The sequence below is a fragment of the Pseudomonas sp. TZ252 genome (genome assembly GCF_056110345.1).
The window spans coordinates 1,755,444-1,770,609 of sequence record NZ_CM148566.1 but is presented as its reverse complement, the minus strand read 5'-3'; the positions used below and the strand labels follow the sequence as shown (position 1 = coordinate 1,770,609).

The 15,166-nt window shown below is 66.9% G+C and carries 13 protein-coding genes and 1 riboswitch; of the genes, 11 read left to right on the top strand and 2 right to left on the bottom strand.

What is annotated here, in order from left to right:
• The first annotated feature begins 45 nt into the window (after nt 1-45).
• On the top strand, nt 46-750 hold the full coding sequence (locus ACYAF3_RS08205; protein ID WP_003102071.1) for an NAD(P)H-dependent oxidoreductase: 705 nt from the start codon (nt 46-48) through the stop codon (nt 748-750).
• A gap of 65 nt (nt 751-815) precedes the next feature.
• Here the strand turns inward: ACYAF3_RS08205 and opmH are convergent, their stop codons facing one another.
• Nucleotides 816-2,264: an efflux transporter outer membrane subunit OpmH gene (gene opmH / locus ACYAF3_RS08200; protein ID WP_003095699.1), complete on the bottom strand. Its 1,449-nt coding sequence runs from the start codon at nt 2,262-2,264 to the stop codon at nt 816-818.
• Between the two features lie 229 nt (nt 2,265-2,493).
• Nucleotides 2,494-2,630: riboswitch (TPP riboswitch) on the top strand.
• Between the two features lie 89 nt (nt 2,631-2,719).
• Here opmH and thiC point away from each other — a divergent pair.
• On the top strand, nt 2,720-4,603 hold the full coding sequence (thiC, locus tag ACYAF3_RS08195; protein ID WP_003095696.1) for a phosphomethylpyrimidine synthase ThiC: 1,884 nt from the start codon (nt 2,720-2,722) through the stop codon (nt 4,601-4,603).
• A gap of 53 nt (nt 4,604-4,656) precedes the next feature.
• Here the strand turns inward: thiC and ACYAF3_RS08190 are convergent, their stop codons facing one another.
• Nucleotides 4,657-5,403, bottom strand: coding sequence for an RsiV family protein (locus tag ACYAF3_RS08190; RefSeq protein ID WP_031756327.1), 747 nt, complete (start codon nt 5,401-5,403; stop codon nt 4,657-4,659).
• Nucleotides 5,404-5,645: 242 nt separating this feature from the next.
• Here ACYAF3_RS08190 and ACYAF3_RS08185 point away from each other — a divergent pair, with 242 nt between their 5' ends.
• The 9 genes from ACYAF3_RS08185 to ACYAF3_RS08145 all read left to right on the top strand — a co-directional run bounded on the left by ACYAF3_RS08185 (nt 5,646) and on the right by ACYAF3_RS08145 (nt 15,146).
• The gene (locus ACYAF3_RS08185) at nt 5,646-6,263 is read left to right on the top strand and encodes an NUDIX domain-containing protein (RefSeq protein ID WP_003095694.1); all 618 of its coding nucleotides are present in this window, start codon (nt 5,646-5,648) and stop codon (nt 6,261-6,263) included.
• A complete protein-coding gene (locus ACYAF3_RS08180; protein ID WP_003102067.1) occupies nt 6,254-6,712 on the top strand; it encodes a DUF1249 domain-containing protein in 459 nt (152 codons plus the stop codon). The genes ACYAF3_RS08185 and ACYAF3_RS08180 overlap by 10 nt, the downstream gene beginning before the upstream one ends.
• A 153-nt stretch (nt 6,713-6,865) precedes the next feature.
• Nucleotides 6,866-7,684: a 3',5'-cyclic-AMP phosphodiesterase gene (gene cpdA, locus ACYAF3_RS08175; RefSeq protein ID WP_003102066.1), complete on the top strand. Its 819-nt coding sequence runs from the start codon at nt 6,866-6,868 to the stop codon at nt 7,682-7,684.
• A gap of 131 nt (nt 7,685-7,815) precedes the next feature.
• The gene (locus ACYAF3_RS08170) at nt 7,816-8,436 is read left to right on the top strand and encodes a YqiA/YcfP family alpha/beta fold hydrolase (protein WP_003102064.1); all 621 of its coding nucleotides are present in this window, start codon (nt 7,816-7,818) and stop codon (nt 8,434-8,436) included.
• Nucleotides 8,437-8,447: 11 nt separating this feature from the next.
• Nucleotides 8,448-10,337, top strand: coding sequence for a DNA topoisomerase IV subunit B (parE, locus tag ACYAF3_RS08165; RefSeq protein ID WP_003102062.1), 1,890 nt, complete (start codon nt 8,448-8,450; stop codon nt 10,335-10,337).
• The gene (locus ACYAF3_RS08160) at nt 10,337-11,350 is read left to right on the top strand and encodes an esterase-like activity of phytase family protein (RefSeq protein WP_003102060.1); all 1,014 of its coding nucleotides are present in this window, start codon (nt 10,337-10,339) and stop codon (nt 11,348-11,350) included. The genes parE and ACYAF3_RS08160 overlap by 1 nt, the downstream gene beginning before the upstream one ends.
• The gene (locus tag ACYAF3_RS08155) at nt 11,347-11,871 is read left to right on the top strand and encodes a retropepsin-like aspartic protease family protein (protein WP_031756329.1); all 525 of its coding nucleotides are present in this window, start codon (nt 11,347-11,349) and stop codon (nt 11,869-11,871) included. Before ACYAF3_RS08160 ends, ACYAF3_RS08155 begins: the two co-directional genes overlap by 4 nt.
• 7 nt (nt 11,872-11,878) lie before the next feature.
• Nucleotides 11,879-14,143 carry a DNA topoisomerase IV subunit A gene (gene parC, locus ACYAF3_RS08150; RefSeq protein ID WP_003095687.1) on the top strand — a complete coding sequence of 755 codons (2,265 nt, stop codon included), beginning with the start codon at nt 11,879-11,881 and terminating at the stop codon, nt 14,141-14,143.
• A 292-nt stretch (nt 14,144-14,435) separates the two neighbouring features.
• Entirely contained in the window at nt 14,436-15,146 is a 711-nt protein-coding gene (locus ACYAF3_RS08145) for a PqiC family protein (protein WP_003102054.1), read from the top strand.
• The last annotated feature ends 20 nt before the right edge of the window (nt 15,147-15,166 follow it).

The window sequence follows — 15,166 nt, the reverse complement described above, 5'->3', positions numbered from 1 at the left end:
TCGGCCGCGAGCGATGCGGCCGGTCACCACGATTCGGAAACCACGATGAACGTACTGATCGTCCACGCCCACAACGAACCGCAATCCTTCACCCGCGCGCTCTGTGACCAGGCATGCGAGACCCTGGCAGGCCAGGGCCACGCGGTGCAGGTCTCGGATCTCTACGCGATGAACTGGAATCCGGTGGCCAGTGCCGCCGACTTCGCCGAGCGCGCCGATCCCGACTACCTGGTGTACGCCCTGGAGCAGCGCGAGAGCGTCAAGCGCCAGAGCCTGGCCGCCGACATCCAGGCCGAGCTGGACAAGCTGCTGTGGGCCGACCTGCTGATCCTCAACTTTCCGATCTACTGGTTCTCGGTGCCGGCGATCCTCAAGGGGTGGTTCGACCGGGTACTGGTGTCCGGGGTCTGCTATGGCGGCAAGCGCTTCTACGACCAGGGTGGCCTGGCCGGCAAGAAGGCGCTGGTCAGCCTGACCCTGGGCGGGCGCCAGCACATGTTCGGCGAGGGTGCCATCCACGGACCGCTGGAGGACATGCTGCGGCCGATCCTGCGCGGCACCCTGGCCTATGTCGGCATGCAGGTGCTGGAGCCCTTCGTCGCCTGGCACGTGCCATACATCAGCGAGGAAGCGCGCGGCAACTTCCTGCGCGCCTACCGGGCGCGGCTGGAAAATCTCGAGCAGGATGTACCCCTGCGGTTCCCGCGGCTGGAGCAGTTCGACGCGCTGCTCCAGCCGCTGGCGCGCTGACCCGGGCGACGCGCGCCAGGCCAGTCAAGCGAAGACGCCCCCGACCGGGGGCGTCTTGGCTCGTGCTAGTACTGCTGGCGCGGCTTGCTCTGTAACTGCTCGGCGGCGGCCTTGGCCAGGTCCGGCGGGAGGAAGTCCTTGTCCGGATCGTAGTCCTGCTTCAGGTAGGCGCTGAGCGCCTCCAGGTCGGCCGGGCTGAGGGTGCCGGCCGCCTGCTTCAGGCGCAGGGTATCGAGGATGTAGTCGTAGCGGCTGTTGTTGTAGTCGCGCACGGCGGCGTACAGCTGGCGCTGGGCGTTGAGCACGTCGACGATGTTACGGGTGCCGACCTGGTAGCCGATCTCGGTGGCTTCCAGCGAACTCTGGTTGGAGATGATCGCCTGGCGCCGCGCCTGGACCTGCTCGACGTCGGTATTCACCGCGCGGTGCAGGTTGCGGGTATCCTGCACCACCTGGCGGCGCTGGCCTTCGCGGGATTGCTCGCTCTGGTTGAGGCGCTGGTAGGACTCGCGGACCTGGGAGGAGGTCAGGCCGCCGCTGTAGATCGGGATGTTCAGTTCCAGGCCAATGCTGCGCTCGTCGACATACTTGCCATAGTGCACCAGCGGATTGGCGGCGCTGTTGGCGAAGCCGAGGGCGTCGTTGTCGCCCTTCTGGTACTGGGCCACGGCATCGAGGGTCGGCAGGTGCCCGGCCTTGCGCTGGCGGAGGGTTTCCTCGGCGGCGTTGACCGCGTAGTTGCTGGCCAGCAGGCGCAGGTTCTGCTGCACCGCGGTGTCGACCCAGGCCTTGGCGTCGTTCGGCGCCGGCGGCACCACCGGCAGGGTGTGGCGCATGCCCTCGATGGCGCTGTAGTCGCGGTTGGTCAGGGTCACCAGGGCCTGGAAGGCATCGTCCACGCGCTGTTCGGCGATCAACCGGTTGGCGCGGGCGGTGTCGTAGCTGGCCTGGGCCTCGAGCACGTCGGTCTTGTCGGAAAGGCCCACGTCGAAGCGCTCGTTGGCCTGGTCCAGCTGGCGCTTGAAGGCGGCTTCCTCGGCCTTGCTGGTGGCCAGGTTGTCCTGGGCGCGGAGCACCGTGAAGTAGGTCTCGGCGCTGCGCAGGATCAGGTCCTGCTGGGTCGCGGAGAATTCCAGCCGGGCCTGGTCGCTGGTTTCCTTGGCGGCCTGCCACTGGAACCAGCGGTCGGCGCGGAACAACGGCTGGCTGAGGGTGGCCTGGACGACCTGGCTGTTGCGCTTGACGGTCGCCGGACGCTCGTCGAATGCGATCCGGGTGTCTCCGACGCGGGCGCCGGCGCCGAGCTGCGGCAGCAGGCCGGCGCGGGCCTGGGGCACCACTTCCTTGCGCGCCAGGTAGTCGGCCTGGGCGGCGGCGAGGTCGGCGTTGTTGTCGACGGCTTCCTTGTAGACGCTGATCAGGTCGGTCTTGGTCGGCAGCGGGGTCGGCTGGGCGGCCCAGGCGACACCGGTAGCAGCGGCCACGGCGGCCGCCAGGGAGAGTCTGCGCAGCATTCGTTCGTCCTGGAAAAGATGCGAGGTGGGGCAAGGCTAAGGTCGCTACCGGTGGCGGTCAAGGCACCTGCGCGGCAACTGATCGAAGAGCCAGTCCGGATCGATGTGCCGGCGAACGTGCGGGGATCTGCGTCTTCCCTGGCGAGAGGGCGCCGGACCGGACCATGACTGCCGGTCGGGCGGGGCGTTTTCCCGTTGGCGTATCCCGCCGGTGTTGATTAGACTGCCGGGGTTCTTGTCGGGGTGCCCTATACGAGGGGCTGAGATCGGATAGTTCCGGATCCCGTTGAACCTGATCGGGCTAGCGTCCGGTTCCGCCTCGCGCGGACCGCAGCAACCCGCGTAGGGAACAAGATGTCCGCGCCATGCCTGCCTTGCCGGCGCGTCCTTCTCGCCACCAGTCCCGGTGGCCCCGCGTGCCAGGTTCTCCCGACAATCACCCAGGAGAGCCATCGATGAGCGCAACGCAGAAGAACAACATCACCCGCCTTGAGCAGCTCGACCGCCAGTCGACGCAGCCTTTCCCGAACTCGCGCAAGGTCTACCTGACCGGCTCGCGCCCGGACATCCGCGTCCCGGTGCGGGAAATCTCCCTCGCCGACACCCCCACCGCCTTCGGCGGCGAAAAAAACCCGCCGGTGTTCGTCTACGACACCTCCGGCCCGTATACCGACCCTGAGGTCCGCATCGACCTGCGCAAGGGCCTGCCTGACGTGCGTTCGCGCTGGATCGACGAGCGCGGCGACACCGAGATCCTCCCCGGCCTGACCTCCGAGTTCGGCCAGGCCCGCCTGGCCGACGCCAGCCTCGACGCCCTGCGCTTCGCCCACGTGCGCACGCCGCGCCGGGCCAAGCCGGGCGCCAACGTCTCGCAGATGCACTACGCGAAGAAAGGCATCATCACCCCGGAGATGGAATACATCGCCATCCGCGAGAACATGAAGCTGCAGGAAGCCCGGGCCGCCGGCCTGCTCGACCAGCAGCACCCGGGGCACAGCTTCGGCGCCAATATCCCGAAGGAAATCACCCCCGAGTTCGTCCGCGAGGAAGTCGCCCGCGGCCGCGCGATCATTCCGGCGAACATCAACCACACCGAGCTTGAGCCGATGATCATCGGCCGCAACTTCCTGGTGAAGATCAACGGCAACATCGGCAACAGCGCGCTGGGCTCGTCGATCGAGGAAGAGGTGGAGAAGCTCACCTGGGGCATCCGCTGGGGCGCCGACACGGTGATGGACCTGTCCACCGGCAAGCACATCCATGAAACCCGCGAGTGGATCCTGCGCAACAGCCCGGTACCGATCGGCACCGTACCGATCTACCAGGCGCTGGAGAAGGTCAACGGCGTCGCCGAGGACCTGACCTGGGAAATCTTCCGCGACACCCTGATCGAACAGGCCGAGCAGGGCGTCGACTACTTCACCATCCACGCCGGCGTGCTGCTGCGCTATGTGCCGCTGACCGCCAAGCGGGTCACCGGCATCGTTTCCCGCGGCGGCTCGATCATGGCCAAGTGGTGCCTGGCGCACCACCAGGAGAACTTCCTCTACACGCATTTCGAAGAGATCTGCGAAATCATGAAGGCCTACGACGTCAGCTTCTCGCTGGGCGATGGCCTGCGTCCGGGCTCGGTGGCCGACGCCAACGACGCCGCCCAGTTCGGCGAGCTGGAAACCCTCGGCGAGCTGACCAAGATCGCCTGGAAGCACGACGTGCAGGTGATGATCGAAGGTCCCGGCCACGTGCCGATGCAATTGATCAAGGAAAACATGGACAAGCAGCTGGAGTGCTGTGACGAGGCGCCGTTCTACACCCTCGGCCCGCTGACCACCGACATCGCCCCCGGCTACGACCACATCACCTCCGGCATCGGCGCGGCGATGATCGGCTGGTTCGGCTGCGCCATGCTCTGCTACGTCACGCCCAAGGAGCACCTGGGTCTGCCGAACAAGGATGATGTGAAGACCGGGATCATCACCTACAAGATCGCCGCCCATGCCGCCGACCTCGCCAAGGGCCACCCGGGCGCGCAGATCCGCGACAACGCGCTGTCCAAGGCGCGCTTCGAGTTCCGTTGGGAGGACCAGTTCAACCTTGGCCTGGACCCGGACACCGCGCGGGCGTTCCATGACGAGACCCTGCCGAAGGACTCGGCCAAGGTCGCGCACTTCTGCTCCATGTGCGGACCGAAGTTCTGCTCGATGAAGATCACCCAGGAAGTCCGCGACTACGCCAAGGAGAACGGCCTGTCCGACGAGAGCAAGGCCATCGAGGCTGGCTTCCAGGAGCAGGCGGCGCGCTTCAAGGACGAAGGATCGGTGATCTACAGGCAGGTCTAGGCCGCGCCACGGGGCCCCTCGCCGTGGCGAGGGGCTGCGGAGCGTCGGAAGCGTCAGCCGCGGCCGGGGAACAGGTTCGGCTTGACGATGCCGTTCAGGCGCGGATACGGGATCTTCAGTTCGGGGTGGGCATAGGAATACGGCGCGATGGAGTAGGCGTCGTACTTCAGCGTCACCGCGCCGAAGGTCAATGCCACGTGCGGGGTGCGCTGGAACGGCCAGGTCTTCTGGAAATCGGCGTCCTGGTCGAGCTTGTTGGCCAGCAGCCAGGCCTTGTGCGCCAGCTCGGCCTGTTTCCAGAAGGCTTCTTCCTGGCCGGGAACCAGCATGCCCTGCAGGCTCAGCACCTTGTGCTGCCTGCGGTCGTAGTTGATGAAGCCGCGACCGGGCATGCCGTGGGCGCCGCCGGTGAACAGGTAGCTGGAAAGCTCGATGATCACCAGACCGTCATGTTGTTCGCGCACCTTGGCTTGCAGGTAGCTGCTCCAGCCCGGCTCGGCGCTGTCCAGGAACTGCCGCTCGTAGGCCGCCAGCGATGCCGGCAGGGGCGTTTCGTTGTTTTCCCGGGTCATTTCCAGCAGGGCGCGCTCGACGATCGGGTCCAACTGCGGTTCGTCGGGGAACTTCAAGGTGTCGATGTTTACCAAGGGACACTGTTCGCCCTGACAGCCGGGCTTCAGGTGCTCGCTGGCGAGGCGCTCGGTGGGCAGCGGGTCGTCGAGGCCGGGCTTGAAGAGGCTCTGGCAGGCGCTCAGCAGAACGACCAGGCTGCCGAGGGCGGCGAATTTCAGAAGGCGCATGGGATTCCTTTTGCGACGGTGGATGGGCGGGCTCGAAGCGTCGACCAGTCCGTTTCGACCCTGGCGTCGCGCTTGAGTTCGGCCCGCGCAAACCCCAAGTATGGCCTAGCCGTGGCCGGGAAACACGCCCGTGCGGCGAGCGCCACGAAGTTTTCCCGAGCTGTCCTGAAAGTGGCTGCGCCCTGCGCCGGGCCGCGATAGGATGGCGCGAAACCCACATACCCGAGTGAAGTGAGTCGAGGATGTCCGAAACCTTCAAACCCGCCCCCGGTGACGTCGAGCTCGTGCAGCGCGAGGAATGCTTCCGCGGCTTCTATCGTCTCGATCGCCTGCGCCTGCGGCATCGCCAGTTCGACGGCAGCATGGGCCGGGAAATCAGTCGGGAACTGTTCGTCCGCCATGACGCGGTCTGCGTGCTGCCCTACGACCCGCAGCGCGATTGCGTGGTGCTCATCGAGCAATTCCGCGTCGGGGCGATGCAGAAGCTCGCCAACCCCTGGCTGCTGGAGCTGGTCGCCGGCCTGATCGACAAGGACGAGCAACCGGAGGAAGTGGCCCATCGCGAGGCGATGGAGGAGGCCGGGCTGACTCTCGGTGCGCTCTGGCCGATAACCCAGTACCTGCCGTCGCCGGGCGGCACCGACGAAGTGGTGCACCTGTTCGTCGGCCGTTGCGACAGCGAAGGCGTCGGCGGCGTGCATGGCTTGCCGGAGGAGGGCGAGGACATCCGCGTCCACGTCTGGCCGTTGGAAGATGCGCTGCAGGCCGTGCGCGACGGGCGGATCAACAACGCGGCGAGCATCATCGCCCTGCAGTGGCTGGCCCTGAACCGGGCCGAGGTGCGTGGGCTATGGGCCTGAACCTGCTGCGCGAGCGCTACCGGGTCGACCTGGCCAGCCTGCAGGCGACCTGCGAAGCGAACTACGCGCGGCTCATGCGCCTGCTCCCGGACATGCGCGAGGCGCAGGCCTCGCGCCGGGTCGCGCTGAGCGAAGGGGAGCGGCTGCTCGGCGTACTTGCGCTGGAAGTGACCGAGGCCTGCCCCTACACCACCACCCTTCAGGTGCGCCAGGAACTGGGCCTGCCCTGGTTGCCGGCGCCGCGGCTGGAAGTGCGGGTCTACCACGATGCGCGGATGGCCGAGGTGATCGGCGCCGAACAGGCGCGGCGGCTGATGGCGATCTATCCCTACCCGAACCAGGCGATGCACCAGCCCGACGAGAAGAACCAGCTCAACCTGTTCCTCGGCGAGTGGCTCGCCCATTGCCTGGCCTGCGGCCACGAAATGGAGCCGGTGGCCCAGCGCTGAGCGGTTGCAGGCAAAAGGCCAGTTGAATGACATCAAGCCAAAAGTAGTCCTCGCAACTGTGATCTGTTCCGCTTTCCGGGTTTGCCGCCACTTTCGTCGGTCACCATAATCATCCCTTTCACCGCGGACGCCTCGCCTTCAGGAGACGGCCCCTTGTCACGCCATTCGAACACTCCCGCCACCGACGCCTCCGTACTGCTGGTGCAGCTTTCGGACAGCCACCTGTTCGCCGAGGATGGCGCGCGCCTGCTTGGCATGGATACCGCCCATAGCCTGGAGAAGGTGGTCGAGCGGGTCGCCCGGGAGCAGCCGCGGATCGACCTGATTCTCGCCACCGGCGACGTCTCCCAGGACGGCAGCCTCGATTCCTACACACGCTTCCGCAGGTTGAGCGCCCCCCTGGACGCGCCGTTGCGCTGGTTCGCCGGTAACCACGACGAACGCGAGCCGATGCAGCGGGCGACCGAGGGCAGCGACCTGCTGGAGCAGGTCGTCGACGTCGGCAACTGGCGCGTGGTGTTGCTCGACTCGAGCATTCCCGGCGCGGTGCCGGGCTATCTCGAGGAGGATCAGCTGGAGCTGCTGCGGCGCGCCATCGACAGCGCCGGCGAACGCTTCCTGCTGGTTTCCTTCCATCACCACCCGGTGCCGATCGGCAGCGACTGGATGGACCCCATCGGCCTGCGCAACCCGCAGGCGCTGTTCGACCTGCTGGCACCCTATCCGCAGGTGCGCTGCCTGCTGTGGGGGCACATTCACCAGGAGTTCGACCGCCAGCGCGGCCCGCTGCGCCTGCTGGCTTCGCCGTCCACCTGCGTGCAGTTCGCCCCCGGCAGCAGCGACTTCACCCTCGACCGCCTGGCGCCGGGCTACCGCTGGTTGCGCCTGCACGACGACGGGCGCCTGGAAACGGGGATCTCGCGGGTCGATGACGTCGTCTTCGAAGTGGACTACGACACCGCCGGATACTGACATGCCCCCGGTCGCGGGATACCGCGGCCACGTGCGTCGTTGCCGATCGGCGCGCAGGCTGGAAGATGAAGCCTGGAAGCTGTTACCGTTCGGCTTTCCCTACCGAGTTGAAGCCCATTAGCCCGTTCCCGATGACCGCGACCAGCCCATCCCTGCTGTATATCCACGGCTTCAACAGTTCGCCCGAATCGCACAAGGCGCGTCAGCTGCAGGCGGCCTTCGGCCACTTGGGCCTGGCCGAAGGCCTGCGCGTCCCGGCCCTGCACCATCACCCACGGCAGGCTATCGCCCAGTTGGAGCGGGCCATCGCCGAGCTCGGGCGACCGGTGCTGGTCGGCAGCTCCCTGGGTGGCTACTATGCGACCCATTTGGCGGAGCGCCATGGCCTGGCGGCGATCCTGGTCAATCCGGCGGTCGCCCCGCATCGCTCCTTCGACGGCTACCTGGGTGCGCAGACCAACCACTACAGCGGCGAGACCTGGGAACTCACCGAGGACCACGTGGCGGCGTTGGCCGAACTGGAAGTCACGCACCTGCAACGTCCCGAACGCTACCAGGTATGGCTGCAGACCGCCGACGAAACCCTCGATTATCGCGTCGCGCAGGCCTTCTACCGAGCCTGCGCGCTACGTATCCAGGCCGGCGGCGACCACGGTTTCCAGGGCTTCGCCCGGCACCTGCCGGCGCTGCTGGCGTTCGCCGGCTACCCGTCGGCGCTATGGCGCGACACCGATTTTTCGACTTTTGACTGAATAGAGACCCCATGGCTACTTACAACGCAGACGCCATCGAAGTCCTTTCCGGCCTCGACCCGGTGCGCAAGCGCCCGGGGATGTACACCGACACCACCCGCCCCAACCACCTGGCCCAGGAAGTCATCGACAACAGCGTCGACGAAGCCCTGGCCGGCCACGCGAAGAGCGTGCAGGTGATCCTGCACCAGGACAACTCGCTGGAAGTCATCGACGATGGCCGCGGCATGCCGGTGGACATCCACCCGGAAGAGGGCGTGCCGGGCGTCGAGCTGATCCTTACCAAGCTGCATGCCGGCGGCAAGTTCTCGAACAAGAACTACCAGTTCTCCGGCGGCTTGCACGGGGTCGGCATCTCGGTGGTGAACGCGCTCTCGACCCGGGTCGAGGTACGCGTCAAGCGCGACGCCAACGAGTACCGGATGACCTTCGCCGACGGCTTCAAGGACAGCGATCTGGAAGTCATCGGCACGGTCGGCAAGCGCAATACCGGTACCAGCGTGCATTTCTGGCCGGATCCGAAGTATTTCGATTCGGCGAAGTTCTCGGTCAGCCGCCTCAAGCATGTGCTCAAGGCCAAGGCGGTGCTGTGCCCGGGCCTGAGCGTGGTGTTCGAGGACAAGAACACCGGCGAGCGCGTCGAGTGGCACTTCGAGGACGGCCTGCGCTCCTACCTGACCGACGCGGTCGCCGAGCTGCCGCGCCTGCCCGATGAACCCTTCTGCGGCAACCTCGAAGGTTCCAAGGAAGCGGTGAGCTGGGCCCTGCTGTGGCTGCCCGAGGGCGGTGAGTCGGTGCAGGAAAGCTACGTCAACCTGATTCCCACGGCCCAGGGCGGCACCCATGTGAACGGCCTGCGCCAGGGCCTGCTCGACGCCATGCGCGAGTTCTGCGAGTTCCGCAACCTGTTGCCGCGCGGCGTCAAGCTGGCGCCCGAGGACGTCTGGGAGCGGATCGCCTTCGTCCTCTCGATGAAGATGCAGGAGCCGCAGTTCTCCGGGCAGACCAAGGAGCGCCTGTCGTCCCGCGAGGCGGCGGCGTTCGTCTCGGGCGTGGTGAAGGACGCCTTCAGCCTGTGGCTCAACGAGCACGCCGAAATCGGCCTGCAACTGGCGGAACTGGCGATCAGCAACGCCGGGCGTCGCCTCAAGGCGGGCAAGAAGGTCGAGCGCAAGAAGATCACCCAGGGGCCGGCGCTGCCCGGCAAACTGGCCGACTGCGCCGGACAGGAACCGATGCGCGCGGAACTGTTCCTGGTCGAGGGCGACTCCGCCGGCGGCTCGGCGAAGCAGGCGCGGGACAAGGAATTCCAGGCGATCATGCCGCTGCGCGGAAAGATCCTGAACACCTGGGAAGTGGACGGCGGCGAGGTGCTCGCCAGCCAGGAGGTCCACGACATCGCGGTGGCCATCGGCGTCGATCCGGGTGCCAGTGACCTGGCCCAGCTGCGCTACGGCAAGATCTGTATCCTCGCGGATGCCGACTCCGACGGGCTGCACATCGCCACGCTGCTCTGCGCGCTGTTCGTCCGCCATTTCCGCCCGCTGGTGGAAGCCGGCCACGTCTACGTGGCGATGCCGCCGCTGTACCGCATCGACCTCGGCAAGGACATCTACTACGCCCTCGACGAAGCCGAGCGCGACGGCATCCTCGAGCGCCTGGCCGCTGAGAAGAAGCGCGGCAAGCCGCAGGTCACCCGCTTCAAGGGCCTTGGCGAAATGAATCCGTTGCAACTGCGCGAGACCACCATGGATCCGAATACCCGGCGGCTGGTCCAGCTCACCCTGGAGGACGCCACCGGAACCCTGGAGATCATGGACATGCTGCTGGCCAAGAAGCGCGCCGGTGACCGCAAGTCCTGGCTGGAAAGCAAGGGCAACCTGGCCGAGGTGCTGGTCTGATGCGCCGCCTGCTGGCCATCCTCGGCCTGTTCGGGGGCCTGGTCCAGGCGGCCGAGGCGCCGCCAGAGCCACCGGTTCCGGCAGCCTTGAGCTTCATCTCCGAACATGCGGTGGAGGGCATGCGCGGCGGCAACCTCTCCGGGCTGGCCTGGTGTGGCGGCGCGCTGTGGACGGTTTCCGACCGCGACGATGACCGCCTGTATCGCCTGCAACCCTCGGCCGAAGGCTCCGACCAGCCCTGGCAGGCCGAGGCCGAGAGTTTCATCGCTCCGACCCCGCCGGACAGCGGGTTGCCCTGGGGCATGAGCACGCGGGTCTGGCTCAGTGGCCTGGTGCGCGGCGGCAACCTCGACTTCGAAGGCATCGCCTGCGATGCCGCCGGCAATCGCTACCTGGTCAGCGAGGCGCACGCGGCGGTCCTGCAACTGCCGGTGAGCGGCACGCCGAACTGGCTGCGCCTGCCGCCCGGCCTGCTGCCGCAAGCGCGGGCCAGCGGCATGCTGATGAATTTCAACGCGCTGTTCGAAGGGATCGCCGTCGACCCCGAGGGCAAGCGCCTCTGGCTGGCTGCCGAGCGCGAGCGCCGCGGCCTGCTGGTGGCCCACCGCGACAACAGTGCCTGGCGCTGCGAGGGCAGCTGCGTACTGCTCGCCGAGGGCGGCAAGATCGAGCCGCCGCCGGAACTGGGCAGCGCGCGCAAGCTGCCGAAGGATTTCTCCGACCTCGCCTTCTACCGCGGCAAGCTGTTCACCCTGGAGCGCCTGGCGCATCAGATCTGCCGCCGCGACCTGGCCCAGGCCAAGGTCGAGCGCTGCTGGTCGTTCGCCTCGGCGGTCCTGGCGCCGGAGCGTCGCTACGAGCTGCCTTATGGCGTCGCGGAAGCCCTGTCGCTGGACGACAAGGGCGCCTGGCTGGGCATCGACAATGGCGACCATGCGCGCGCCGATGGCGATGTGCGGCCCTTCGTCCTGCGCTTCGCCGCGCCCGCCGGCGGCTGGTTGGGGGACAAGTGACGCAACAGGTGCCCGGTCAGCGGCTGGGACGGATCATGCTGGTGCTGGCCTGGGTCGCCGGGCTGGCGCTGGCGACGCGCTATTTCGGCGTCTGGGAAGATCGACAGCGCAACCCGAACCAGGCGCCGCAATCGATCCATGGCGACGGCTACGTCGAGTTGCGCCTGGTCAGCAGCCGCCAGGGCCATTACCTGCTGAACGGGCAGATCAACGGCCAGGGCGTGACCTTCCTGCTCGATACCGGGGCGACCCAGGTGGCGGTGCCGGAAGCCCTGGCGGCAAGACTCGCGCTGGAGCGCGGCGCGCCGATCACCCTGAGCACGGCCAACGGCCGCGCCACGGGCTGGCGCACGCGGCTGGACCAGCTGCAACTCGGCGATATCCGCCTGTCCGGGGTCGCGGCGCTGATTGCGCCGGGCATGGACGGCGATGAGGTGCTACTCGGCATGAGCGCCCTGAAACAACTCGAATTCACCCAGCGCGACGGCACCCTGGTGCTGCGCCAAAACACTTCTCCGTGAGGTACGCATGAGCGAATCCCTCGATCTGAGCCTGGAAGGGGTCGAACGCCGGTCGTTGGCCGAGTTCACCGAGCAGGCCTATCTGAACTATTCCATGTACGTGATCATGGACCGCGCCCTGCCGCATATCGGCGACGGCCTGAAACCGGTGCAGCGACGCATCGTCTACGCCATGAGCGAACTGGGGCTGGATGCCGATTCCAAGCACAAGAAGTCGGCGCGCACCGTCGGCGACGTGCTCGGCAAGTTCCACCCGCACGGCGACTCGGCCTGCTACGAGGCCATGGTGCTGATGGCGCAGCCGTTCTCCTATCGCTATCCGCTGGTGGACGGCCAGGGCAACTGGGGGGCTCCGGACGATCCCAAGTCCTTCGCCGCCATGCGTTATACCGAGGCGCGCCTGTCGCGCTATTCCGAGGTGCTGCTCAGCGAACTGGGCCAGGGTACCGTGGACTGGGTACCGAACTTCGACGGCACCCTCGACGAGCCGGCCGTGCTGCCGGCCCGCCTGCCCAACCTGCTGCTCAACGGCACCACCGGCATCGCGGTGGGCATGGCCACCGACGTGCCGCCGCACAACCTGCGGGAAGTCGCGTCGGCCTGCGTGCGCCTGCTCGACCAGCCGGGCGCGACGGTCGCCGAATTGTGCGAACACGTGCCGGGCCCGGACTTCCCCACCGAAGCCGAGATCATCACCCCGCGCGCCGACCTGCAGAAGGTCTACGAGACCGGCCGCGGTTCGGTGCGCATGCGCGCGGTGTACCGCGTCGAGGACGGCGACATCGTCATCCACGCCCTGCCGCACCAGGTGTCCGGTTCCAAGGTGCTGGAACAGATCGCCGGGCAGATGCAGGCCAAGAAGCTGCCGATGGTGGCCGACCTGCGCGACGAGTCGGACCACGAGAACCCGACCCGCATCGTCATCATCCCGCGTTCGAACCGGGTCGATGTCGAAGAGCTGATGACCCATCTGTTCGCCACCACCGACCTGGAAACCAGCTACCGGGTCAACCTGAACATCATCGGCCTCGACGGCAAGCCGCAGGTCAAGGACCTGCGCCAGTTGCTCTCGGAGTGGTTGCAGTTCCGCATCGGCACCGTGCGTCGACGCCTGCAGTTCCGCCTGGACAAGGTCGAGCGCCGCCTGCATCTGCTGGATGGCTTGCTGATCGCCTTCCTCAACCTCGACGAGGTGATCCACATCATCCGCACCGAGGACCAGCCCAAGGCGGTGCTGATGGAGCGCTTCGAACTCAGCGAGGTGCAGGCCGACTACATCCTCGACACCCGCCTGCGCCAGTTGGCGCGCCTGGAAGAGATGAAGATCCGCGGCGAGCAGGAAGAGTTGCTGAAGGAGCAGAAGCGCCTGCAGACCCTGCTCGGCAGCGAGGCCAAGCTGAAGAAGCTGGTGCGCGAGGAGCTGATCAAGGATGCCGAGACCTACGGCGACGACCGCCGTTCGCCGATCGTCGCCCGCGCCGAGGCCCGCGCGCTGTCGGAAACCGAGCTGATGCCCACCGAACCGGTGACCGTGGTGCTCTCGGAAAAAGGCTGGGTGCGTTGCGCCAAGGGCCACGACATCGACGCCGCCGGCCTTTCCTACAAGGCCGGCGACGGCTTCAAGGCCGCCGCGCCGGGACGCTCGAACCAGTATGCGGTGTTCATCGACTCCACCGGGCGCAGCTACTCGCTGCCGGCCCACAGCCTGCCGTCCGCGCGGGGCCAGGGCGAGCCGCTCAGCGGCCGGCTGACGCCGCCGCCGGGGGCCAGCTTCGAATGCGTGCTGCTGCCGGACGACGATGCGCTGTTCGTGATCGCTTCCGACGCCGGCTATGGTTTCGTGGTCAAGGGCGAGGACCTGCAGGCCAAGAACAAGGCCGGCAAGGCCCTGCTCAGCCTGCCCAACGGCTCCGCCGTGGTGGCGCCGCGCCCGGTGCGCGATGTGGAGCAGGATTGGCTGGCGGCCGTGACGACCGAGGGCCGTCTGCTATTGTTCAAGGTCTCCGACCTGCCGCAGCTCGGCAAGGGCAAGGGCAACAAGATCATCGGCATCCCCGGCGAACGCGTGGCCAGCCGCGAGGAATACCTCACCGACCTGGCTGTTCTGCCAGCCGGGGCGACGTTGGTCCTGCAGGCCGGAAAGCGTACCCTGTCGCTCAAGGGCGACGACCTGGAACACTACAAGGGGGAGCGAGGCCGGCGAGGCAACAAGCTGCCGCGCGGTTTCCAGCGCGTCGACAGCCTGCTGGTGGATATTCCGCCACAGGATTGAAATGAGCCGTTACCGGTCTCCGATCTCTCGCATATCCGCAAGGGAATGGCGAAAGCGGCCTCTTCCGAGGCCGGCTTTCCGGGGGAATGTCGTCTCCCTGGCGGGTTCCGCCGGGTTTTCCCCTGACGCAGGTGGTCCGAAACCGGTTTCGGAATACGCTCTGCCTCTGGAGCTATGGCGCTGGTTAGGGGATGATACGCCCCTTCGGCCGCCGTTTCCGATGGCGGGTGGCCAGTAGAATTCAAGTCTTGCATCAGTAGTGCCGATCTTCGGCGAAATACGGTGGTTCTCGATGAGCGCGTGGCGCGTCTTCGCATGTCTTTCCCTCGTCAGCCTGCTCGGGCTGACGGGTTGTGCGGTCCATCCGCCGGCCCAGCTCTACCAGTTGGACGTCGGTGCCGCTGCGGTACCGAAAAAGGACGGCGGTGCGGCCGTCCTGCTCGGGCCGGTACAACTGGCCGACTATCTCAAGCGCGATGTGATGGTGCAGCGGCAGGCCGATGGTATTCTCAGTCTGTCCACCGAAGCGCGCTGGGCCGGCAACCTGGAGACCAATGTCAGCCAGCAACTGCTGCGGCAGATGTCCAGCGAGCTGGGCAGCAGCCGCCTGGCGCTGTTCCCGGAAAAACCCGGTTTCACCCCCCAGGTCCAGGTGATGCTGACCATCAGTCGCCTCGACTCCGGCCCCAAGCAGCCGGCAGTGATCGAGGCGCGCTGGCGCCTGTTGGACCAGAAGGGCGACCTGAAGGACAGCCGGGTGTTCCACGAGGAAGAACAGCATCAGGGCAGCATCGGCGACCAGATCCGTGCCCAGAGCGACCTGCTCAAGCGCCTGGCGGCGCAGTTGGCCAAGGACGTCAAGCCGATCGCCGTGGCGGCCGAGGCGCCGCCGCCGGCGACCGCGCGCAAGCCGGTGGCCAAGCCGAAGGTCAAGGAAGAGGAAGGTCCGAAAATGCCACTGGTGGTGCCGATTCGCACCGACGCCGAGGTCTATCGGTTCTGATTGTCGATAGCCGACTAGGA

Excerpts from the sequence above, each read along its gene's own strand:
- ACYAF3_RS08205 (WP_003102071.1), top strand. The coding sequence starts at position 46 with ATGAACGTACTGATCGTCCACGCCCACAACGAACCGCAATCCTTCACC.
- opmH (WP_003095699.1), bottom strand. The coding sequence starts at position 2,264 with ATGCTGCGCAGACTCTCCCTGGCGGCCGCCGTGGCCGCTGCTACCGGT.
- thiC (WP_003095696.1), top strand. The coding sequence starts at position 2,720 with ATGAGCGCAACGCAGAAGAACAACATCACCCGCCTTGAGCAGCTCGAC.
- ACYAF3_RS08190 (WP_031756327.1), bottom strand. The coding sequence starts at position 5,403 with ATGCGCCTTCTGAAATTCGCCGCCCTCGGCAGCCTGGTCGTTCTGCTG.
- ACYAF3_RS08185 (WP_003095694.1), top strand. The coding sequence starts at position 5,646 with ATGTCCGAAACCTTCAAACCCGCCCCCGGTGACGTCGAGCTCGTGCAG.
- ACYAF3_RS08180 (WP_003102067.1), top strand. The coding sequence starts at position 6,254 with ATGGGCCTGAACCTGCTGCGCGAGCGCTACCGGGTCGACCTGGCCAGC.
- ACYAF3_RS08170 (WP_003102064.1), top strand. The coding sequence starts at position 7,816 with ATGACCGCGACCAGCCCATCCCTGCTGTATATCCACGGCTTCAACAGT.
- parE (WP_003102062.1), top strand. The coding sequence starts at position 8,448 with ATGGCTACTTACAACGCAGACGCCATCGAAGTCCTTTCCGGCCTCGAC.
- ACYAF3_RS08160 (WP_003102060.1), top strand. The coding sequence starts at position 10,337 with ATGCGCCGCCTGCTGGCCATCCTCGGCCTGTTCGGGGGCCTGGTCCAG.
- parC (WP_003095687.1), top strand. The coding sequence starts at position 11,879 with ATGAGCGAATCCCTCGATCTGAGCCTGGAAGGGGTCGAACGCCGGTCG.
- ACYAF3_RS08145 (WP_003102054.1), top strand. The coding sequence starts at position 14,436 with ATGAGCGCGTGGCGCGTCTTCGCATGTCTTTCCCTCGTCAGCCTGCTC.